This window comes from Amycolatopsis rhabdoformis (genome assembly GCF_035918295.1).
Taxonomy (GTDB): domain Bacteria; phylum Actinomycetota; class Actinomycetes; order Mycobacteriales; family Pseudonocardiaceae; genus Amycolatopsis; species Amycolatopsis rhabdoformis.
Map to the genome: position 1 here is coordinate 3,375,270 of NZ_CP142149.1, position 16,262 is coordinate 3,391,531.

The following is a 16,262-nucleotide window of genomic DNA, read 5'->3' on the forward strand; positions in this document are numbered from 1 at the left end:
GCAGAGCCGTCCTCATCTTGGTACCACCGATGAGCGCCAGAGTCTGGCATACGGGCGGCGTGTCGCCGCACCCGGTCCGGTGATCCCGGCCGGGCTCCGGTTTCCCGCGTCGCCGCAGGGAAAACGCGCTCAGGCGCTCTTCGGGCGACGCGCGCGCGGAGCGGCCTTCTTGGCCGGCTTCTCCTCGTCGGACGCCGCCTTGCGCGAGCGCCCCGAGGTGGTCTTGGCAGGCGCGGCCGAACGCGACTTGCGGGCCTCGGACACGCTCGCCTCGAGCGCCGCCATGAGGTCCACCACGTCGGCCTTCGCCCCGACCGCACCCGGTTTCGCCGTCTCGTTGCCCGAGATCTTGGCCTCGATCACCGATTCGAGCGCCTCGCGGTAGCCGTCACTGTACTTTTCGGACTCGAACACCGGCTCCGACAGCGAATCGATCAGCGAGCCGGCCATGGTCACCTCCTGCGGGCGCACCTGGGGCGGATCCTCGCGCAGGAACGGGAAATCGGGGGTGCGCACCTCGTCGGGCCACAGCATGGTGGTCATCACGAGCACGTCGGACACCACGCGCAGCAGCGCCAGGCTCTCGCGCTGGCGCACCGCGACCTTGGCGATGGCCACGTGGCCGGCCTTGTTCAGCGCGTCGCGCAGCACCACGTAGGGCTTCACGGCGTTCTTCTGCGGCTCGAGGTAGTAGGTCTTGTCGAACTGGATCGGGTCGATCGACTCGAGCGGCACGAACTCCAGCACGTCGATCGTGCGCTGCGTGGCCAGCGGCAGGTCGGCGAGGTCGGCGTCGGTGATCACCACCATCTCGCCGTCGGGCAGCTCGTAGCCCTTCGCGATCTCGGCGTAGGGCACCTCCTGCCCGTCGACCGAGCAGAAGCGCTTGTACTGGATGCGGCCGCCGTCGGACTCGTGCACCTGGCGCAGCGACACGTTCTTGTTCTCCGTGGCCGCGTACAGCTGGATCGGGATGCTGACCAGCCCGAACGAGACCGAGCCCTTCCACATCGCCCGCATGCGCGCTCCTCCGCCGTCCGCCGGGTGCTCCACCTCACGCTCGGTAACTACCGTAGCCCGGATCATCCGATCCCGACAGTCCCGCCGGTCGGCGCGGGTCCCGACCGGCCCATCCTGACCTGCGACGACCCGGCGGCGCCGGTCACCCGGGGTAGCCGCCGACCCGCGTTCGCCGCGCGCGTAAAAGTGCGGGGCACGCAGATTATTGCGCGCCCCGCACTTTTGCTACGCTGGTGCGCATGTCCCCCGAATCCGCGGCACCCGAGCTCGGGCTGCGCGAACGCAAGAAGCAGGCGGCCCGGCAGGCACTGGGCACCGCGGCGCTGCGCCTCGCGCTCGAACGCGGGCTCGACCAGGTGCGGGTCGAGGACATCGCGAACGAGGTCGGCGTCTCGCCGCGCACGTTCAACAACTACTTCTCCAGCAAGGAGGAGGCCGTCTGCTCGTTCATCGTCGCGCAGCAGGAGCGGATCCGGGAGGCGCTGCGGGCCCGCCCGGCGAGCGAGCCGCTGTGGGACGCCGTGATCAACGCCGCGGTGATCCAGGCTTCGCGCGACGGCGCGCCGAAGCGCGAGGACGTGCGCCGCATGCGCGACATGCTGCGCAACGCCGGGCTCTTCGCGGAAATGCTGCGCGCCCACGCCACCGTGGAGCGCGTGCTGGCCGAAGCCGTGGCCGAGCGGGCGGGCAGCGAAGCAAATCCGTTGCACGCGAGGATGCTGGCGGGGATCGTACAGAGCGCTTTCCGCATCTCGTTCCACACGTGGCTGTCGTCGGGGTCCGACGCGAACTTCCTGCCCACGTTCGTGAACCTGCTGCGGGAGGCGGCCGCGGGCATGCCCGCCCTCACCGCGGCCGCCGCCGGCACCACGGCGCAACGCCCCGCAGCGTCGTGAACCGCCCGAACCACCGCACCACGCCAGAACTGAACCGGCTGAACCGTCCGAACCGGACACACCACCACAGAACACCACCCTGGGGGAGAACCGACCCGTGCTGATCCGCCTGTTGCGCAGTCATCTGCGCCCCTACCGCGCCACCATCTGGCTGGTGATCGTGCTGCAACTGGTGCAGACGATCGCCGCGCTGTACCTGCCCACGCTCAACGCCGACATCGTCGACAACGGGCTGGTGAAGGGCGACACCGGGTACATCATGCGGGTCGGCGGCATGATGCTGCTGATCACGCTGGTGCAGATCGCCGGTTCGGTCGGCGCCGTCTACTTCGGTGCGCGCACCGCCATGTCGCTGGGCCGCGACGTGCGCGCCTCGGTGTTCCACCGGGTGCAGGACTTCTCGGCCCGCGAGGTCGGCCAGTTCGGCACGCCCTCGCTCATCACCCGCACCACCAACGACGTGCAGCAGATCCAGATGCTGGTGCTGATGACGCTCACGCTCATGGTGTCGGCGCCGATCATGTGCGTCGGCGGCATCGTGCTGGCGCTGAACCAGGACGTGCCGCTCTCGTCGCTGCTGCTGGTGATCGTGCCCGTGCTGGCCATCGCCGTCGGCATCATCATCGCGCGCATGCGCCCGGCGTTCCGGCTCATGCAGGTGCGCATCGACAAGATCAACCAGGTGATGCGCGAGCAGATCATGGGCATCCGCGTGATCCGCGCCTTCGTGCGCGACAAGCGCGAGCGCGAGCGGTTCGGCCAGGCCAACGACGAGCTGCTCGCGGTGTCGCTGAAGGTCGGCCGCCTGATGGCGCTGATGTTCCCCACGGTGATGCTGGTGGTCAACGTCTCGAGCGTCGCCGTGCTGTGGTTCGGCGGGCACCGCATCGAGAGCGGCGACATGATGATCGGGGCGCTCACCGCGTTCCTGGCCTACCTGCTGCAGATCCTGATGTCGGTCATGATGGCCACGTTCATGTTCATGATGGTGCCGCGCGCCGAGGTGAGCGCCGAGCGCATCTCCGAGGTGCTGGACACCGAGTCGAGCGTGCGCCCGCCGCTGAAGCCGGTCTCCCCCGGCCGCGTGCACGGCACGCTGGAGCTGACCGGCGTCGAGTTCTGCTACCCCGGCGCGGAGAAGGCGGTGCTGCGCGACATCTCGCTGATCGCGCGGCCCGGTGAGACCACCGCGGTGATCGGCAGCACCGGCAGCGGCAAGACCACGCTGCTGAACCTCGTGCCGCGGCTGATGGACGCCACCGCCGGCACCGTGCGAGTGGACGGCATCGACGTGCGGGAGCTGGACCCGGTCCTGCTGGCCAAGGCCGTGGGGATGGTGCCGCAGAAGCCGTACCTGTTCGCCGGCACCGTGGCCAGCAACCTGCGCTACGGCAACCCGGACGCCACCGACGAGGACCTCTGGCACGCGCTGGAAGTGGCGCAGGGCAAGGACTTCGTGGAGCGCATGCCCGAAGGGCTCGCCGCACCGATCGCCCAGGGCGGCACCAACGTGTCGGGCGGCCAGCGCCAGCGGCTCGCGATCGCGCGGATGCTGGTGCACAAACCGGAGATCTACCTGTTCGACGACTCGTTCAGCGCCTTGGACTACGCGACCGACGCGGCCCTGCGCCGCGCGCTGACCGACGAAACCCGCGACGCGACGGTGGTCATCGTCGCGCAGCGCGTGAGCACCATCCGCGGCGCCGACCGGATCGTCGTGCTCGACGACGGCCAGGTCGTGGGCAGCGGAACCCACCACGAACTGATGGACGGCAACGAAACGTATCGCGAGATCGTGCTTTCGCAGCTGACCGAGCAGGAGGCAGCGTGAGCGAGGAAACGCCCGCCAGCAGCAACGTCGCGACGGAGGTCGGCGAGAGGCCGACGACCGCGCGCAACAAGAACGTCGCGCCGGCCGCCGGGCCGGGGCGGTTCATGGCCGGCGGCATGCCGCCGGAGAAGGCGATGGACTTCAAGGGGTCGCTGGGCCGGCTCCTGCGCCTGCTGCGACCGCAACAGGCGCAGCTGATCGGCGTGCTGGTGCTCGGCACGCTGAGCGTGGCGCTCACCGTGATCGGGCCGAAGATCCTCGCGCGCGCCACCGACCTGATCTTCGCGGGCGTGATCGGCAAGAACCTGCCGGCCGGCGCCACGAAGGAAGCGGTGGTCGCCGGCCTGCGGGCGCAGGGCAACACCACGCTCGCGGACATCTTCCAGCGCGCGGACATCGTGCCGGGCCAGGGCATCGACTTCACGGCCGTGGGCCAGGTACTCCTGCTCGTGCTGGCGCTGTACGTGGTCGCGTCGTTCTTCGGCCTGATCCAAGCCCGACTCACGACGAGCCTCGTGCAGAGCGCGGTCTACTCGCTGCGCCGCGAGGTCGAGGAGAAGCTCGCGCGGCTGCCGCTGCGCTACTTCGACCGCCAGCCGCGCGGTGAGGTGCTCAGCCGCGTCACCAACGACATCGACAACCTCGCGCAGTCGCTGCAGCAGACGCTGGCGCAGATCGTGACCTCGGTGCTCACGGTGATCGGCGTGCTGGTGATGATGTTCCTCATCTCACCGCTGCTCGCGATCATCGCGCTGCTCACCGTGCCCGCGTCGGTGTTCATCGCGGCGAAGATCGGCAAGCGCGCGCAACCGCAGTTCATCAAGCAGTGGGCCACCACCGGCAAGCTCAACGCGCACATCGAGGAGATGTACACCGGCCACTCGCTGGTGAAGGTCTTCGGCCGGCGCGAAGAGGCCGAGGCGATGTTCCGCGAGCAGAACGACACGCTGTACAACGCGAGCTTCCGGGCGCAGTTCATCTCCGGCACGATCCAGCCGGCGATGATGTTCATCGGCAACCTGAACTACGTGCTGGTCGCCGTGATCGGCGCGCTGCGGGTGGCGTCGGGCAGCCTGACGCTGGGCGACGTGCAGGCGTTCATCCAGTACTCGCGCCAGTTCAGCCAGCCGGTGACGCAGATCGCGAGCATGGCGAACCTGCTGCAGTCGGGTGTCGCGTCGGCCGAGCGCGTGTTCGCGCTGCTCGACGCGAAGGAGCAGGAACCCGAGCCGGAGCGCCCCGAGCGCCCGGCCGTGGTCCACGGCAAGGTCGAGTTCCACGACGTGTCCTTCCGCTACCTCGAGGACACGCCGCTGATCGAGGACCTCTCGCTCACGGTGGAGCCGGGCCAGACGGTCGCGATCGTCGGGCCCACCGGCGCCGGCAAGACCACGCTGGTCAACCTCCTGATGCGGTTCTACGAGATCGACAACGGGCGCATCACGCTCGACGGCGTGGACATCGCCAAGATGGACCGCGAGGACCTGCGCGACAAGACCGGCATGGTCCTGCAGGACGCGTGGCTCTTCGGCGGCACCATCGAGGAGAACATCGCCTACGGCGCCGACGACGTGACCCACGACGAAGTAGTGGAGGCCGCCACGGCGACCTACGTCGACCGGTTCGTGCGCACGCTGCCCGACGGCTACGACACGGTGATCGACGACGAGGGCGGCACGGTCAGCGCCGGGGAGAAGCAGCTGATCACGGTGGCGCGGGCGTTCCTCGCGAAGCCGGCCATCCTCATCCTCGACGAGGCGACCAGCTCCGTGGACACCCGCACCGAGGTGCTGATCCAGCGCGCGATGAACTCGCTGCGCCAGGGCCGCACGAGCTTCGTGATCGCGCACCGCCTGTCCACGATCCGCGACGCCGACGTGATCCTCGTGATGGAGTCGGGCCGCATCGTGGAGCAGGGCGACCACGAGACCCTGCTGCACGCGGGCGGCGCGTACTCCCGCCTGTACGCGGCGCAGTTCGCCGAGGCGATGGCCGAGACGGACTGACCCACCCGGGTCCTCGACCGGGGCGGTGCCGCAGGTGTTCCTGTGGCACCGCCCCGCTCGCGTTCGAGGACCGGGTGTTCGAGGGCCGGGCGTTCGTGGGCCGAGGGCCAGGATTTTGCTTTCTGGGCGGGTTTTTCAGCGCCCGTGTTTCAGAGCTCCTGGTCCGGTGCCGTGGTTCAGGGGCGGGGCACGTTGCGCAGGTTGGACTTCGCCAGCTGCAGCATCTTGCCGACGCCACCGCCGAGCACGGTGCGGCTCGCGGCGAGCGCGAAGCCGCGCACCTGGGCCGCGGTGATGTTCGGCGGGATCGACAGCGCGTTGGGGTCGGTCACCACGTCGAGCACCGCGGGGCCGTCGTGGTCGAGGATCTCGCGGATGCCCTCGCGCACGTCGGCCGGCTTCTCCACGCGGCGCGAGTGCAGGCCGGCCGCACGCGCGATGGCGGCGAAGTCGACCGAGTCGTGGTCGGTGCCGAACTCCGGCAGACCGTCCACGAGCATCTCGAGCTTCACCATGCCGAGCGAGGAGTTGTTGAACACCACGGCTTTCACCGGCAGCGCGTGGGTCTTCAGCGTGAGCAGCTCCCCCATCAGCATCGCCAGGCCGCCGTCGCCGCACATCGCCACGACCTGCCGGCCCGGTGCGGCCGACTGCACGCCGATCGCGTGGGGCAGCGCGTTGGCCATGCTGCCGTGCACGAACGAGCCGATGATCCGGCGCCGGCCGTTGGGCGTGACGTAGCGGGCCGCCCACACGTTGCCCATGCCGGTGTCCACGGTGAACACCGCGTCGTCGGCCGCCTCCTCGTCGAGGATGTCGGCCACGTACTCGGGGTGCAGCGGCACGCGCTGGGCCACGTCGCTGGTGTAGGCGTCGACCACCCGCTGCAGGCCGCGTTCGTGCTTGTGCAGCATGGCGTGCAGGAACGAGCGGTCCTCCTTGCGGCGCAACCGTGGCAGGGCGGAGCGGATCGTGGCGCCGACGTCGCCCAGCACCCCGAATTCGAGCACCGAGCGGCGCCCGATCCGGGCCGGGTCGATGTCCACCTGCACGGTGTTGCGCTGCGGCAGGAACGTGTCGTACGGGAAGTCGGTGCCGAGCAGCAGCACGAGGTCGGCCTCGTGCATCGCGTCGTAGCAGGCGCCGTAGCCGAGCAGGCCGCTCATGCCGACGTCGAACGGGTTGTCGTACTGCACGAACTCCTTGCCCCGCAAGGAATGTCCCACGGGCGCGCCAATCGTGTCGGCCAGGGCGAGCAGGTCTTCGTGGGCGTCGCGGCAGCCCGCGCCGGCCATGATCATCACCTTTTCGGCGCTGTTGATCCGTTCCACGAGCCGGTCGACGTCGGCCGCGGCGGGCACGATCGCCGGCGGGGTGCCCAGCGGCGCGGACACGCCGGTCGGGTTCACGGCGGACTCGTGCGAGACGTCGCCGGGCAGCACCAGCACGGCCGCACCGCGGCGACCCACGGCGTTCTGCACGGCGATCCGCGCGAGGCGCGGCATCTGCTCGGGGCTGCTCACCAGCTCGCAGTAGTGCGAGCACTCCGCGAACAGCTGCTGCGGGTGCGTCTCCTGGAAGAAGCCGGTGCCGATCTGCGTCGACGGGATGTGCGAGGCGATCGCGAGCACCGGCGCGCCCGAGCGGTGCGCGTCGTAAACGCCTTGCAGCAGGTGCAGGTTGCCGGGGCCGCAGCTGCCCGCGCACACGGCGAGCTCCCCGGTGAGCTGGGCCTCGGCGGCCGCGGCGAACGCGCCGGCCTCCTCGTTGCGCACGTGCACCCAGTCGATCCCGCCGCGCGCCGAGCCGCCGGTGCGGCGCACGGCGTCGACCACGGGGTTGAGGCTGTCGCCCACCACCCCGTAGATGCGGCGCACACCGGACTGCACGAGAACGTCGATCAACTGGTCGGCCACGGTCGCCATGAGCGGTCCTTTCCCTCGGTCCCCCGCAGTCTGGCACCTCCCCGGAGCCGTCGCCGCACCCTTGACAACTATTCTTGTCAATGACACGGTGGGTTTTCCGTCAGGTGAGGAGGAACCGGTCATGACCCACGAGTTCGAGGTCGCCAAGCAGGTCGAGCTGCCCGCGTCACCGGAGGCGGTGTGGGACGCCGTGGCCACCGGACCGGGCATCGACTCGTGGTTCATGGGCAAGCACGAGGTCGACGCGCCGGCCCGGCGCGTCCGCTTCACCATGGGCGAGTTCACCAGCGAAGCCGAGATCACCACCTGGGAGCCGCCGCGCCGCTTCGCCTACCGCGGCGAAGCGGCCCCCGACGGCAGCTTCGACGCGTTCGAGTTCCTCGTGGAGGCGGCCGCCGGCGGCACGTCGGTGCTGCGGTTCGTCCACCACAGCTTCACCGCGCAGGACTGGGGCGAGGAGTACCACGAGGGCTTCGGCCGCGGCTGGGACATGTACCTGCACACGCTCGGCCAGCTGCTGGAGTTCTTCCCCGGCCGGCGCGCGCGGTTCGTGCTCGCCGGCGGCCCGGAGTCGTCGGCTTCGCCCGACGCGTGGTCGAAGCTGATCAGCGCGCTGGGGCTGCCCGCGAAGCCCGAGATCGGGCAGCCGGTGCGGTTCACGGTCGACGGCGTCGGTGCGATCGACGGGATCCTCGACTACACGACCCCGCACTACGCGGGCATCCGCACGGCCGACGCGCTCTACCGCTTCCACGAGCGCTCGGCGATGGGGATGCCGATCGCCGTCGGGCACCACCTGTTCGCCGCCGACGCGGAGGTCGACCAGGAGAACAAGGCCTGGCAGGCGTGGCTGGAGAGCGTGCTCGCCTGAGCGGGCGCTAAAGTGGGCGCGCCCGAAGGGACGGGGGTGCCACGCCTGCGATGGCGGACGAACTCGCCGAACGCCGGCGCCGACGCGCGCTCGGCCAGGCCACCGAACCGGCCCTCGCTCCTCCCCCGGCTGTCCCGGCCGGTGGGGTGTTCGTGGTCCAGGAACGCCGGGCGAGCCAGGTGCACTGGGACTTCCGGCTGGAGCGCCACGGGGTCCTCAGGTCGTGGACCGTTCCGCGTGGCCTGCCCCGCTTGCCCGGCCGCGCCCGGCTCGCCATCCCGATCGACGACCAGCCGGTGGACTACGCCGACTTCGCCGGTGAGATCCCGGCCGGCGAGTACGGCGCGGGCACAGTCGCCATCTGGGACCGCGGCCGCTACGAGCCGGTGCACTGGCACGAGCACCGCATCGAGTTCGTGCTGCACGGCGAGCGCCTGCGGGGCCGCTACGAACTGGGCCGCGACAGCGGTGACGCCGACACTTGGCGCCTGCGCCGCCTCGACCCCGCCGAGCCCGGCCACGAGGACACGCCGCGGTTCCTCGCGCCGATGCCCGTGCGGCCCGGCCGCATGCCCTCCACCGCCGAGGACGACGAGTGGGCCTACGAGTTCGCCTGGCCCGGCCGCCGCGCCCTGGTGCGGGTGAGCGGCGCGCGGGCCACCGTCCTCGACGAGACCGGCGCCGACGTGACCGCCGGCTACCCCGAGCTGCGCGGTCTGGGCGCGCAGCTCGGCTCCACGGAAGCGTTGCTGGACGGGCAGATCGTGGTGTTCGCCGACGGCAGGCCGGACCCGATCGGGCTGCGCCGCCGCACCGACGCCGACGCGGACGGCGCCCGGCGGCTCGTGCACCGGCACCCGGCGTTCTTCTTCGTCTCCGACGTGCTGCACCTCGACTGCCGCTCGCGCCTGGACCGGCCCTACGTCGAGCGCCGCGCACTGCTCGACGACCTCGGCCTCACCGGCGACCACTGGCAGGTCCCCGCCGCACACTTCGGCGACGGCGGCGCGGTCGCCCGAGCCGCCCGCGACCACGGACTGCCCGGCCTGCTCGCGAAACGCCGCACCAGCCCCTACCGCCCGGGCCGCGCGAACACGGACTGGCTCTTCGTCGCCGCCCCCGACGTACGCCGCGTCCTCATCGCCGGCTGGCGCCCCGGCGGCGGCCGCCGCGCCGGCACCTTCGGCTCCCTGCTGCTGGCCGTCCCGGACGGCGCGGGCCTGCGCTACGCGGGCAGCGTGGGCGTCGGCTTCACCGAGCACGACCTCGGCGCCCTGACCGGCCTCCTCGCCCAGCTCGCGCAGCCCCAGCCACCCTTCCCCGACGCCCCGGCCCACCCGGACGCGCGGTGGGTGCGCCCGGTGCTCGCCGCGGAGGTCGTGCACGGGCCCAACTCCGCACCTCGCTGGCGCGGCCTGCTCAGCGAGCCCGGATAGCGGGGCGGCGCGGGCACGCAGATGCGCGGGAGCGTGCGGTCCAGGTCCGCACCACACCGACGCGGCCGGCCCACCGAGCCCGGTGGGCCGGTCGGCGCAACCACAACGCCGAGCCCGCCGACAACACCTCACCGGCGACGAGGGTGCGAATCAGCGCGCCCGACGCGCGCTCGGTGCAGCCCGTGCCGGCCGCGGAGGTCGCGCAGACGGAACACCGCGCCGCGCCGGCTCAGCTGCTCAGCAAGCACCGCTGGCGGGCGGGCGCCGCGCAACACCGGCCACCAGCACCAACGCACGGACATCGGCCTTGCCGGTCACCGCGTCCGACGCGCGCTCAGTGCGACTCGCTCGCCGCAGAGGACGCGGCGCGGACCGAAATCCGCGCAAGCTGCTGCTGCTCAGCGTGCCCCAGCGGCGGGACGGCGCAGGCACAGCGCGACACCGGCCAGCAGCACCACGACGCCGGCGATGATGTTGCCGGCCAGCGCTCCCGTGGAGGGGGCCGTTTCGTCGCCGTAGCGCAGGACCAGCGGGGACACCGCGGCCCAGACACCGAGCACCGGCAGCACCCACGTGAGGGCCTGCGGGCGGGTCGTGCGCGCCCGGACGGCGGCGAGGACGATGATGGCCAGGCCCGCCACCGTGTTGCTGATCGCGAGCTCGGCCGCGCCGCCGAAGCGGGCCAGCCACGGGCCGATGATCAAGTACAGGCCGGCCAGCACCGCCAGTCCCGCGGCACCGCCGACGAGGGCGCCGACGGCGCCGTTCGCGCCGGTGCGTTCGGTCGTGGTGGACATCCCGGATCACCTTTTCCTGGTCGAGGAAACCTGGTCGGGTTCACGGGTGGAGTACCCAAGATCGGGTCGGCTCGCACGGGTGCGGGTGATCTCCACCCGATCGGCGGCCCGTCAGGCGCGAGCGGCCACGCAAGCATCCACGGAGTCGGCGGCCCGTCAGGCGTGACCGGCCACGCAAGCATCCACGGAGTCGGCGGCCCGTCAGGCGCGAGCGGCCACGCAAGCATCCACGGAGTCGGCGGCCGGCCAGGCGCGCGCGGCCGCACAGGCGTCCACGAGGCGCGGCCGGTCAGGCGTGGGCGGGCCACGAGTCGTCGGCCGGCCAGGCGCAGGCGACCACGAGGCGGCGGAACGTCAAGCGCGGGCATCCACGAGCCGGCCGGAGGTCAGGCGCGAGCGGCGGGCGCAGCCATCCACGAGGCGGCGGAAGGTCAGGCGCGCGCGGCCGCGCAGGCGTCCACGAGGCGCGGCCGCACGTCGAGGGCCTGGGTGGTGCCGGTGACGTCGAAGACGCGCAGCACCAGCCGGCCGGTCGCGACCACGGACAAGCCGGGGCGCGTGCGGCTCGTTTCCTCCAGCACGCGCAGGCCGGCGCAGCTGAGGAAGCCGACGCGCGAGAGGTCGACCACGAGCCGGTCGCCGACCACGCAGGCTTCGGCCAGCACCGTCCGGAAGTCGCCGACCGAGGCGGCGTCGATCTCGCCCGCGGCGGTGACGAGCACGAGGTCGTCGTCGCGGACGGTGGTCAGGAGGGTGAGACCGGAATCCCCTCTGCGCTGGGGCATTGGGCTGACGGTACGCGCTCCCCCAGCACGGTCAACCCCCGCGCGACGCGCAGGTGGGCGACCTCACCCGTCACCCTCGGTGACAATCAGGCCACGAACCGGTGATCGGTGCTGCTGGGCCGGGCCGGGGACTGCCCATCGCCCTCAGTGGTGGGCAGTCCCCGGCCGGCCGCGGAAAGTGGGCCTCAGCCGCCGCTCGTGTAGTAGGTGATGTCCCAGTGGTTGCCCTCGTCGCAGTAGAGGTTGCTCGAGGGCGCCTGCCACTGCGGGTAGCCGTCGCCGCGCAGGCCGATGTAGGAGAAGTTGTTCTTGACGTAGGCGTCGACGCAGCTGTTGTGCGAGATGTCGACCTTGTAGCCGTTGTAGTGGCTGTAGGTGCCCGAGGCGTGGCCCACCTCGGTGCCCCCGGTGATGTTGATGGCGCACCCGCTGGCGCGCTTCAGCGTGATCACGCCGCTCACCGTGGTCTGGTTGATCTGCTCGAACGACGTGCAGGTGGAGTTGGACCGGGTGGTGCACCCGCCGCTGGACGAGTGCGTGACACCCGCCGCCGACAGCTGCGACGCGGCCGCGGACTGCGACAGCTTCGTCACGCCGGGCGCGGCCGACGCCGCTGCCGTGCCGAGCACCGTCATGGCCGCCGTGGCGACCAGTCCGACCGCTGCCCGGGGCAGCATCGGAGGAACACGCATGACTTGCCTCCTCGTGGGGACTGTGGTGGTCGGACCGGCTGCCGGAGGGGCGACCTCCCGGCTTGGCCGGTGCGACTGCGGGAGCCTCGGACGCGGGTCCATAACTTCGCCAAACGCGCCCCCCGCCGGCGCCGCGGGAAGCGGGGTCAGAACCTGATCTTCGCCAAGACTTCACGAGCCCTGGCTCCGGCGGGTGAATCACTCGAAGCCGCGTTGAGCTCGCGCAGCGCCCGCAGCTCCCACAGCGGGAAACCGAGGTCGCAGAACACCTCGGCCGCGCCGCCGAGCGCCCGGCGGGCGCCGCTGCCGGAACCGGTTCCGGCGTGTGTCTTGCCCAGGCTGAGCAGCGCGTAGCCCGTGCCGCGGCGATCCCGCAGATCCTGGAACACGGTCATCGCGCTGCGCAGGTGCCGCCGCGCCCCGGCCGGGTCGGCGGCGCGCAAGCGGGCTTCGGCGAGGCTGCGGTGGGTGTAGGCGGCCGCGTGCCGGTGGCCGATCTGCTCGAACAGGTCCAGCGACCGGGTCAGGCAGCGCTCGCCCTCGGCCACCTCGCCGGCGTCGGTGTGCAGGTCGCCGAGGCTGCGCAGCACGTGGGCCTCCCAGTGCCGTTCGCGGGTGCGCACCGCGCCGCCGAGCGCGCCGGTGAGCAGGTCGGCCGCGCGGTCGGTGCGGCCGTGGCGGCGCAGCACGTCGGCGTACCGCTTGGCGACCTGGTCGTGCCAGCGGCCCGCGCAGCCACCGGCCAGCAGCAGCGCGGCTTCGAAGCTCTCCACGGCTCGCCGCACGTCGCCGAGGTCCTCGGAAAGCCCGCCGAACTGCGCGGCCGCGATCGCCTGGCCGCGGACGTCCCCGCACTCGCGCAGCAGCGCCAGCGCTTCGCGCAGCTCGGTCACGGCGAGCTCGGCCAGGCCGGCGTCGGCGTCGAGGTCGGCCAGCGCGACCAGCGCCGCGCCGCGGCCGCGCGGGTCGCCGAGCGCCTCGAACCGGTTGCCGGCCAAGGAGAAGTACGTGCGGGCCTGCCGCGAGCGCCCCGCCTGCCAGTGCACGGACGCGAGGGTGAACAGCTTGCCCGCCTCGCCCGGACGGTCGCCGAGCCGGCGGGCCGCGGCGAGCCCGACGATCGAGACCGCCCGAGCGGAGCGGCCGAGCCACGGCGTACCCGCCAGCGCGGCGCACGCGTCGGAAAGCCGGGCCGCGAGGGCGTGCCAGTGGTGCCGACCGGCCAGCCGCGCCGCCGTGGCCACCAGCTCCGTTTCTCGGCGCCGCCAGCCTTCGGGGTCGGCGGTCGCGGCGCGCACCACGCTCACCTCCGGCGCGGTAACCGGTGGTCCGGCCGGCGTGAAACCGTGGTCCAGCAAGGAAAGTACGCGTTCGGACAGGGCGAGCACGGATTCGAGAGCGCGGCGCAGGGCGGCCCGGTCGGGCCCGGGCAGCGGCCCGAGACCGAGGCGCACGAAGCGGGGCACGGCGTGGCGGCCGTGCTCGTCGGCCGTCAGCACGTGGGTGTCGGCCAGTGCGTCGAGCCGGTCGCGGGCCTCGGCCGCTCGCACACCGAGCAGCGCGGCCGCACACCAGTCCGGCACGGGCCGCCGGAACAATCCCAGCAGCCGCAGCAGATCCCGGTCTTCGGCGGTGCACTCGCGCAACGCCGGCAGTACCGCGGCGCGCACGCTCAGGTCGCCGGCGGTCAGCTCCTCGAGCGCGCGGCGGTCGTCACCGAGGCGCGTGGCGAGGTCGGCGACCCGCAGGTGCGCCCGCGCGGCCAGGCGCAGACCGGCGATCCGCACGGCCAGCGCGAGCCCGGCACAGCGCGCCACCACCGCGTCGGCCGCCTCGGGCTCGGCCGCGATCCGGGGTTCCCCGGCCACCGCGGTGAGCAGCGCTCGCGCGTCCACAGTGGACAGCTCGCCGACGGGAACCGGCCGCGCGGCGGCCAGGCCCGGCAGCGGCCGGCGCGCCGTCACGAGCACCCCGCAGCCGGCCCCGCTCGGCAGGAGCGGGCGGACGTGGGCTTCGGTGCGCGCGTTTTCCAGCAGCACCAGCAACCGCCGGTCCACGGTGTGGCTGCGCCAGGCCGCGACCAGCGCGGTGAGGTCGCCGGTGAGCTCGGCCGTGGCCGCGCCGAGCGCGCGCAGGAACGCGATGAGGACGTCACGCGGCTCGGCGGCCGCCAGGTCGGCCACGAGCTGGCCGTCGGGAAACCGGCGCCGCGTCCGCCACGCCGCCTGCACGGCGAGCGCGCTCTTGCCGGCCCCGGCCGCGCCGTGGGCCACGACCGGGGCGGGAGTGCGCAGGTGCCGGGTCACGGCGGCCAGTTCGGCGGCGCGGCCGGTGAAGTCGGGAACGGGCGCGGGCAGCTGCGCGGGCGGACCGCCGGCCGTCCACTCGGCACCGGCGACGCGGCGGTAGAGCGCGTCGAGCTCCGGCCCGGGCACCACGCCGGCCTCGGCCCAGAGCGCGCGGCGGGTGCGGCGCAGCACGTCGAGGGCGGCGTCGCGGCGGCCCAGGCCCGCGAGCGCGTCCGCGAGGCGGCCGGCGAGCCGCTCGTCGGCGGGCCGCGCGGCCACGACCGGCGCGAGCCGGTGCACCACGGCCTGCTCGTCGCCCTCGGCCAGCTGCAGCTCCACCAGCTGCAGCAGCACCGTCCGGCGGCGGTCGTCCAGCCACACCTCGTGCGCCTCGACGAGCGGGCCGGTCGCGACGTCGCAGAACGCCCCACCGCGCCAGCAGCCGAGCGCGCGGGTCAGCAGATCCCGCCGGGTCCGCGAGTCCTCGGCCGCCAGCCCGGCGGACGCGAGCGCGACGAACTCCTCCGCGTCCAGCTCGCCCTCGGCCACCGTCAGTTTGTAGCCGCGCGGCCCCGATTTCAGCCGCTGCGCGGGATCGTCCGCGGCCAGGCCGGGTGAGAGTGCCTTGCGCAGCTTCGAAACCGTGACCTGAACGATCGCCGCGGCGCTGGGCGGCGCGCCGTCGGGCCACAGCTCGTCGACGATCGTCGCGCGGCCCACCACCTCGTTGGGCCGCGCGAGCAGCAACGCGAGCAAGCGGCGCGGCTGGGCCGCCGACGGCAGCGCGACCGTGAGCGGGGCCGCCGCCAGCGGGCCGAGGACCTGGAACCGCACCGCAAGCTCCCCACGGCCGCACGTCACCTGATCGAGCGACCCGAAAGTACCTGCGCCACCCTCCGCGCCCGGCCCTTCCGGCCACCCTCACCCGGATGGCCCACCTCGTTGGAAGGGTGCCGGACACCGGGCCTAGGCGTACGCGAGCAGCTTCGCCTTCAGGTCCGGGCGATCGGTCAGCACGTCGCCCAGTGTGTACTCCAGCAGCGGCTTCAGCGCACCGTGCGGAGCCGCCTCCCAGTCGAGCGGGCCGAGCGGCGGCTCGGGGTCGTACTCGATGCCGAACTGCACGGTGCGCGCCACCTCGGGGCCGCCGAGTCGTTCCACGAGGTGCAGCGCCAGATCGATGCCCGCGGACACGCCCGCCGCGGTGATCACCGGGCCGGCGTCGACCCAGCGGCGGGCCACCGGCGTGGCGCCGAACGCGCGCAGCAGGTCGCGGAACATCCAGTGGGTGGTCGCCTCGCGGCCGTCGAGCAGGCCGGCCTCGCCGAGCAGCAGCGCGCCGGTGCAGACCGACGTCATCAGCTCGGCCGTGCGCGCGGTCGAGGCGACGTAGTCGATCAGCGGCCGGTTCGCGAGCGCGTCGAGGGTCGGCGCGCTGCCGCCCGGCACGAGCACGCCGTAGGGCTCGGGCACGTCGGCGAAGGTGTGGCTGGGGGTGACGCCCAGCGGCGTGTCGGTGCCGATCGGGTCGAGGGTCTCCCCCACGACCACCACGCGGAACTCCGGATCCGCCAGGGCGAACGCGCTCAGCACCTGGAGCGGGCCCACGAGGTCGAGCACCGTGAGGCCGGGATAGAGGACGAAGGCGAACGTCTTTTCCGTCATGCCCTCCACCGTGCCCCCGCGGACCGGGCACCGGCACCCCGATGTCCGTA

The 16,262-nt window shown here is 72.7% G+C and carries 12 protein-coding genes; 5 read left to right on the forward strand and 7 right to left on the reverse strand.

What is annotated here, in order from left to right:
* Positions 1 to 129: 129 nt before the first annotated feature.
* Positions 130 to 1,020, reverse strand: coding sequence for a non-homologous end joining protein Ku (ku, locus tag VSH64_RS15300; protein WP_326836260.1), 891 nt, complete (start codon positions 1,018 to 1,020; stop codon positions 130 to 132).
* Positions 1,021 to 1,259: 239 nt separating this feature from the next.
* On the opposite strand from ku, the gene VSH64_RS15305 reads away from it, so the two are divergent.
* The 3 genes from VSH64_RS15305 (at position 1,260) to VSH64_RS15315 (ending at position 5,753) form a co-directional block, all read left to right on the forward strand.
* Entirely contained in the window at positions 1,260 to 1,916 is a 657-nt protein-coding gene (locus VSH64_RS15305; protein ID WP_326836261.1) for a TetR/AcrR family transcriptional regulator, read from the forward strand.
* A gap of 97 nt (positions 1,917 to 2,013) precedes the next feature.
* The gene (locus VSH64_RS15310) at positions 2,014 to 3,747 is read left to right on the forward strand and encodes an ABC transporter ATP-binding protein (protein ID WP_326836262.1); all 1,734 of its coding nucleotides are present in this window, start codon (positions 2,014 to 2,016) and stop codon (positions 3,745 to 3,747) included.
* Positions 3,748 to 3,863: 116 nt separating this feature from the next.
* Positions 3,864 to 5,753: an ABC transporter ATP-binding protein gene (locus tag VSH64_RS15315; protein ID WP_326837957.1), complete on the forward strand. Its 1,890-nt coding sequence runs from the start codon at positions 3,864 to 3,866 to the stop codon at positions 5,751 to 5,753.
* Positions 5,754 to 5,929: 176 nt separating this feature from the next.
* Here VSH64_RS15315 and VSH64_RS15320 read toward each other — a convergent pair whose 3' ends face one another.
* A complete protein-coding gene (locus VSH64_RS15320; protein ID WP_326836263.1) occupies positions 5,930 to 7,678 on the reverse strand; it encodes a pyruvate dehydrogenase in 1,749 nt (582 codons plus the stop codon).
* A gap of 121 nt (positions 7,679 to 7,799) precedes the next feature.
* Here VSH64_RS15320 and VSH64_RS15325 point away from each other — a divergent pair, with 121 nt between their 5' ends.
* Both VSH64_RS15325 and VSH64_RS15330 read left to right on the forward strand, forming a co-directional pair.
* Complete coding sequence (locus VSH64_RS15325) at positions 7,800 to 8,549, forward strand: SRPBCC family protein (RefSeq protein WP_326836264.1); 750 nt, start codon at positions 7,800 to 7,802, stop codon at positions 8,547 to 8,549.
* Positions 8,550 to 8,599: 50 nt separating this feature from the next.
* Complete coding sequence (locus tag VSH64_RS15330; protein ID WP_326836265.1) at positions 8,600 to 9,985, forward strand: DNA polymerase ligase N-terminal domain-containing protein; 1,386 nt, start codon at positions 8,600 to 8,602, stop codon at positions 9,983 to 9,985.
* 398 nt (positions 9,986 to 10,383) lie between these two features.
* On the opposite strand, the gene VSH64_RS15335 is transcribed toward VSH64_RS15330, so the two are convergent.
* The 5 genes from VSH64_RS15335 to VSH64_RS15355 all read right to left on the reverse strand — a co-directional run bounded on the left by VSH64_RS15335 (position 10,384) and on the right by VSH64_RS15355 (position 16,212).
* Positions 10,384 to 10,782: an SPW repeat protein gene (locus VSH64_RS15335; RefSeq protein ID WP_326836266.1), complete on the reverse strand. Its 399-nt coding sequence runs from the start codon at positions 10,780 to 10,782 to the stop codon at positions 10,384 to 10,386.
* Positions 10,783 to 11,213: 431 nt separating this feature from the next.
* Positions 11,214 to 11,567: an STAS domain-containing protein gene (locus tag VSH64_RS15340; protein ID WP_326836267.1), complete on the reverse strand. Its 354-nt coding sequence runs from the start codon at positions 11,565 to 11,567 to the stop codon at positions 11,214 to 11,216.
* A gap of 185 nt (positions 11,568 to 11,752) precedes the next feature.
* Complete coding sequence (locus VSH64_RS15345; protein WP_326836268.1) at positions 11,753 to 12,259, reverse strand: hypothetical protein; 507 nt, start codon at positions 12,257 to 12,259, stop codon at positions 11,753 to 11,755.
* Positions 12,260 to 12,405: 146 nt separating this feature from the next.
* A complete protein-coding gene (locus tag VSH64_RS15350; RefSeq protein WP_326836269.1) occupies positions 12,406 to 15,381 on the reverse strand; it encodes an AfsR/SARP family transcriptional regulator in 2,976 nt (991 codons plus the stop codon).
* Positions 15,382 to 15,513: 132 nt separating this feature from the next.
* Entirely contained in the window at positions 15,514 to 16,212 is a 699-nt protein-coding gene (locus VSH64_RS15355) for a DJ-1/PfpI family protein (RefSeq protein ID WP_326836270.1), read from the reverse strand.
* Positions 16,213 to 16,262: the final 50 nt, after the last annotated feature.

Bases quoted from the DNA above. Each gene is read 5' to 3' on its own strand.
- ku (WP_326836260.1), bottom strand. From the start codon at position 1,020: ATGCGGGCGATGTGGAAGGGCTCGGTCTCGTTCGGGCTGGTCAGCATC.
- VSH64_RS15305 (WP_326836261.1), top strand. From the start codon at position 1,260: ATGTCCCCCGAATCCGCGGCACCCGAGCTCGGGCTGCGCGAACGCAAG.
- VSH64_RS15315 (WP_326837957.1), top strand. From the start codon at position 3,864: ATGCCGCCGGAGAAGGCGATGGACTTCAAGGGGTCGCTGGGCCGGCTC.
- VSH64_RS15320 (WP_326836263.1), bottom strand. From the start codon at position 7,678: ATGGCGACCGTGGCCGACCAGTTGATCGACGTTCTCGTGCAGTCCGGT.
- VSH64_RS15325 (WP_326836264.1), top strand. From the start codon at position 7,800: ATGACCCACGAGTTCGAGGTCGCCAAGCAGGTCGAGCTGCCCGCGTCA.
- VSH64_RS15330 (WP_326836265.1), top strand. From the start codon at position 8,600: ATGGCGGACGAACTCGCCGAACGCCGGCGCCGACGCGCGCTCGGCCAG.
- VSH64_RS15335 (WP_326836266.1), bottom strand. From the start codon at position 10,782: ATGTCCACCACGACCGAACGCACCGGCGCGAACGGCGCCGTCGGCGCC.
- VSH64_RS15340 (WP_326836267.1), bottom strand. From the start codon at position 11,567: ATGCCCCAGCGCAGAGGGGATTCCGGTCTCACCCTCCTGACCACCGTC.
- VSH64_RS15345 (WP_326836268.1), bottom strand. From the start codon at position 12,259: ATGCGTGTTCCTCCGATGCTGCCCCGGGCAGCGGTCGGACTGGTCGCC.
- VSH64_RS15355 (WP_326836270.1), bottom strand. From the start codon at position 16,212: ATGACGGAAAAGACGTTCGCCTTCGTCCTCTATCCCGGCCTCACGGTG.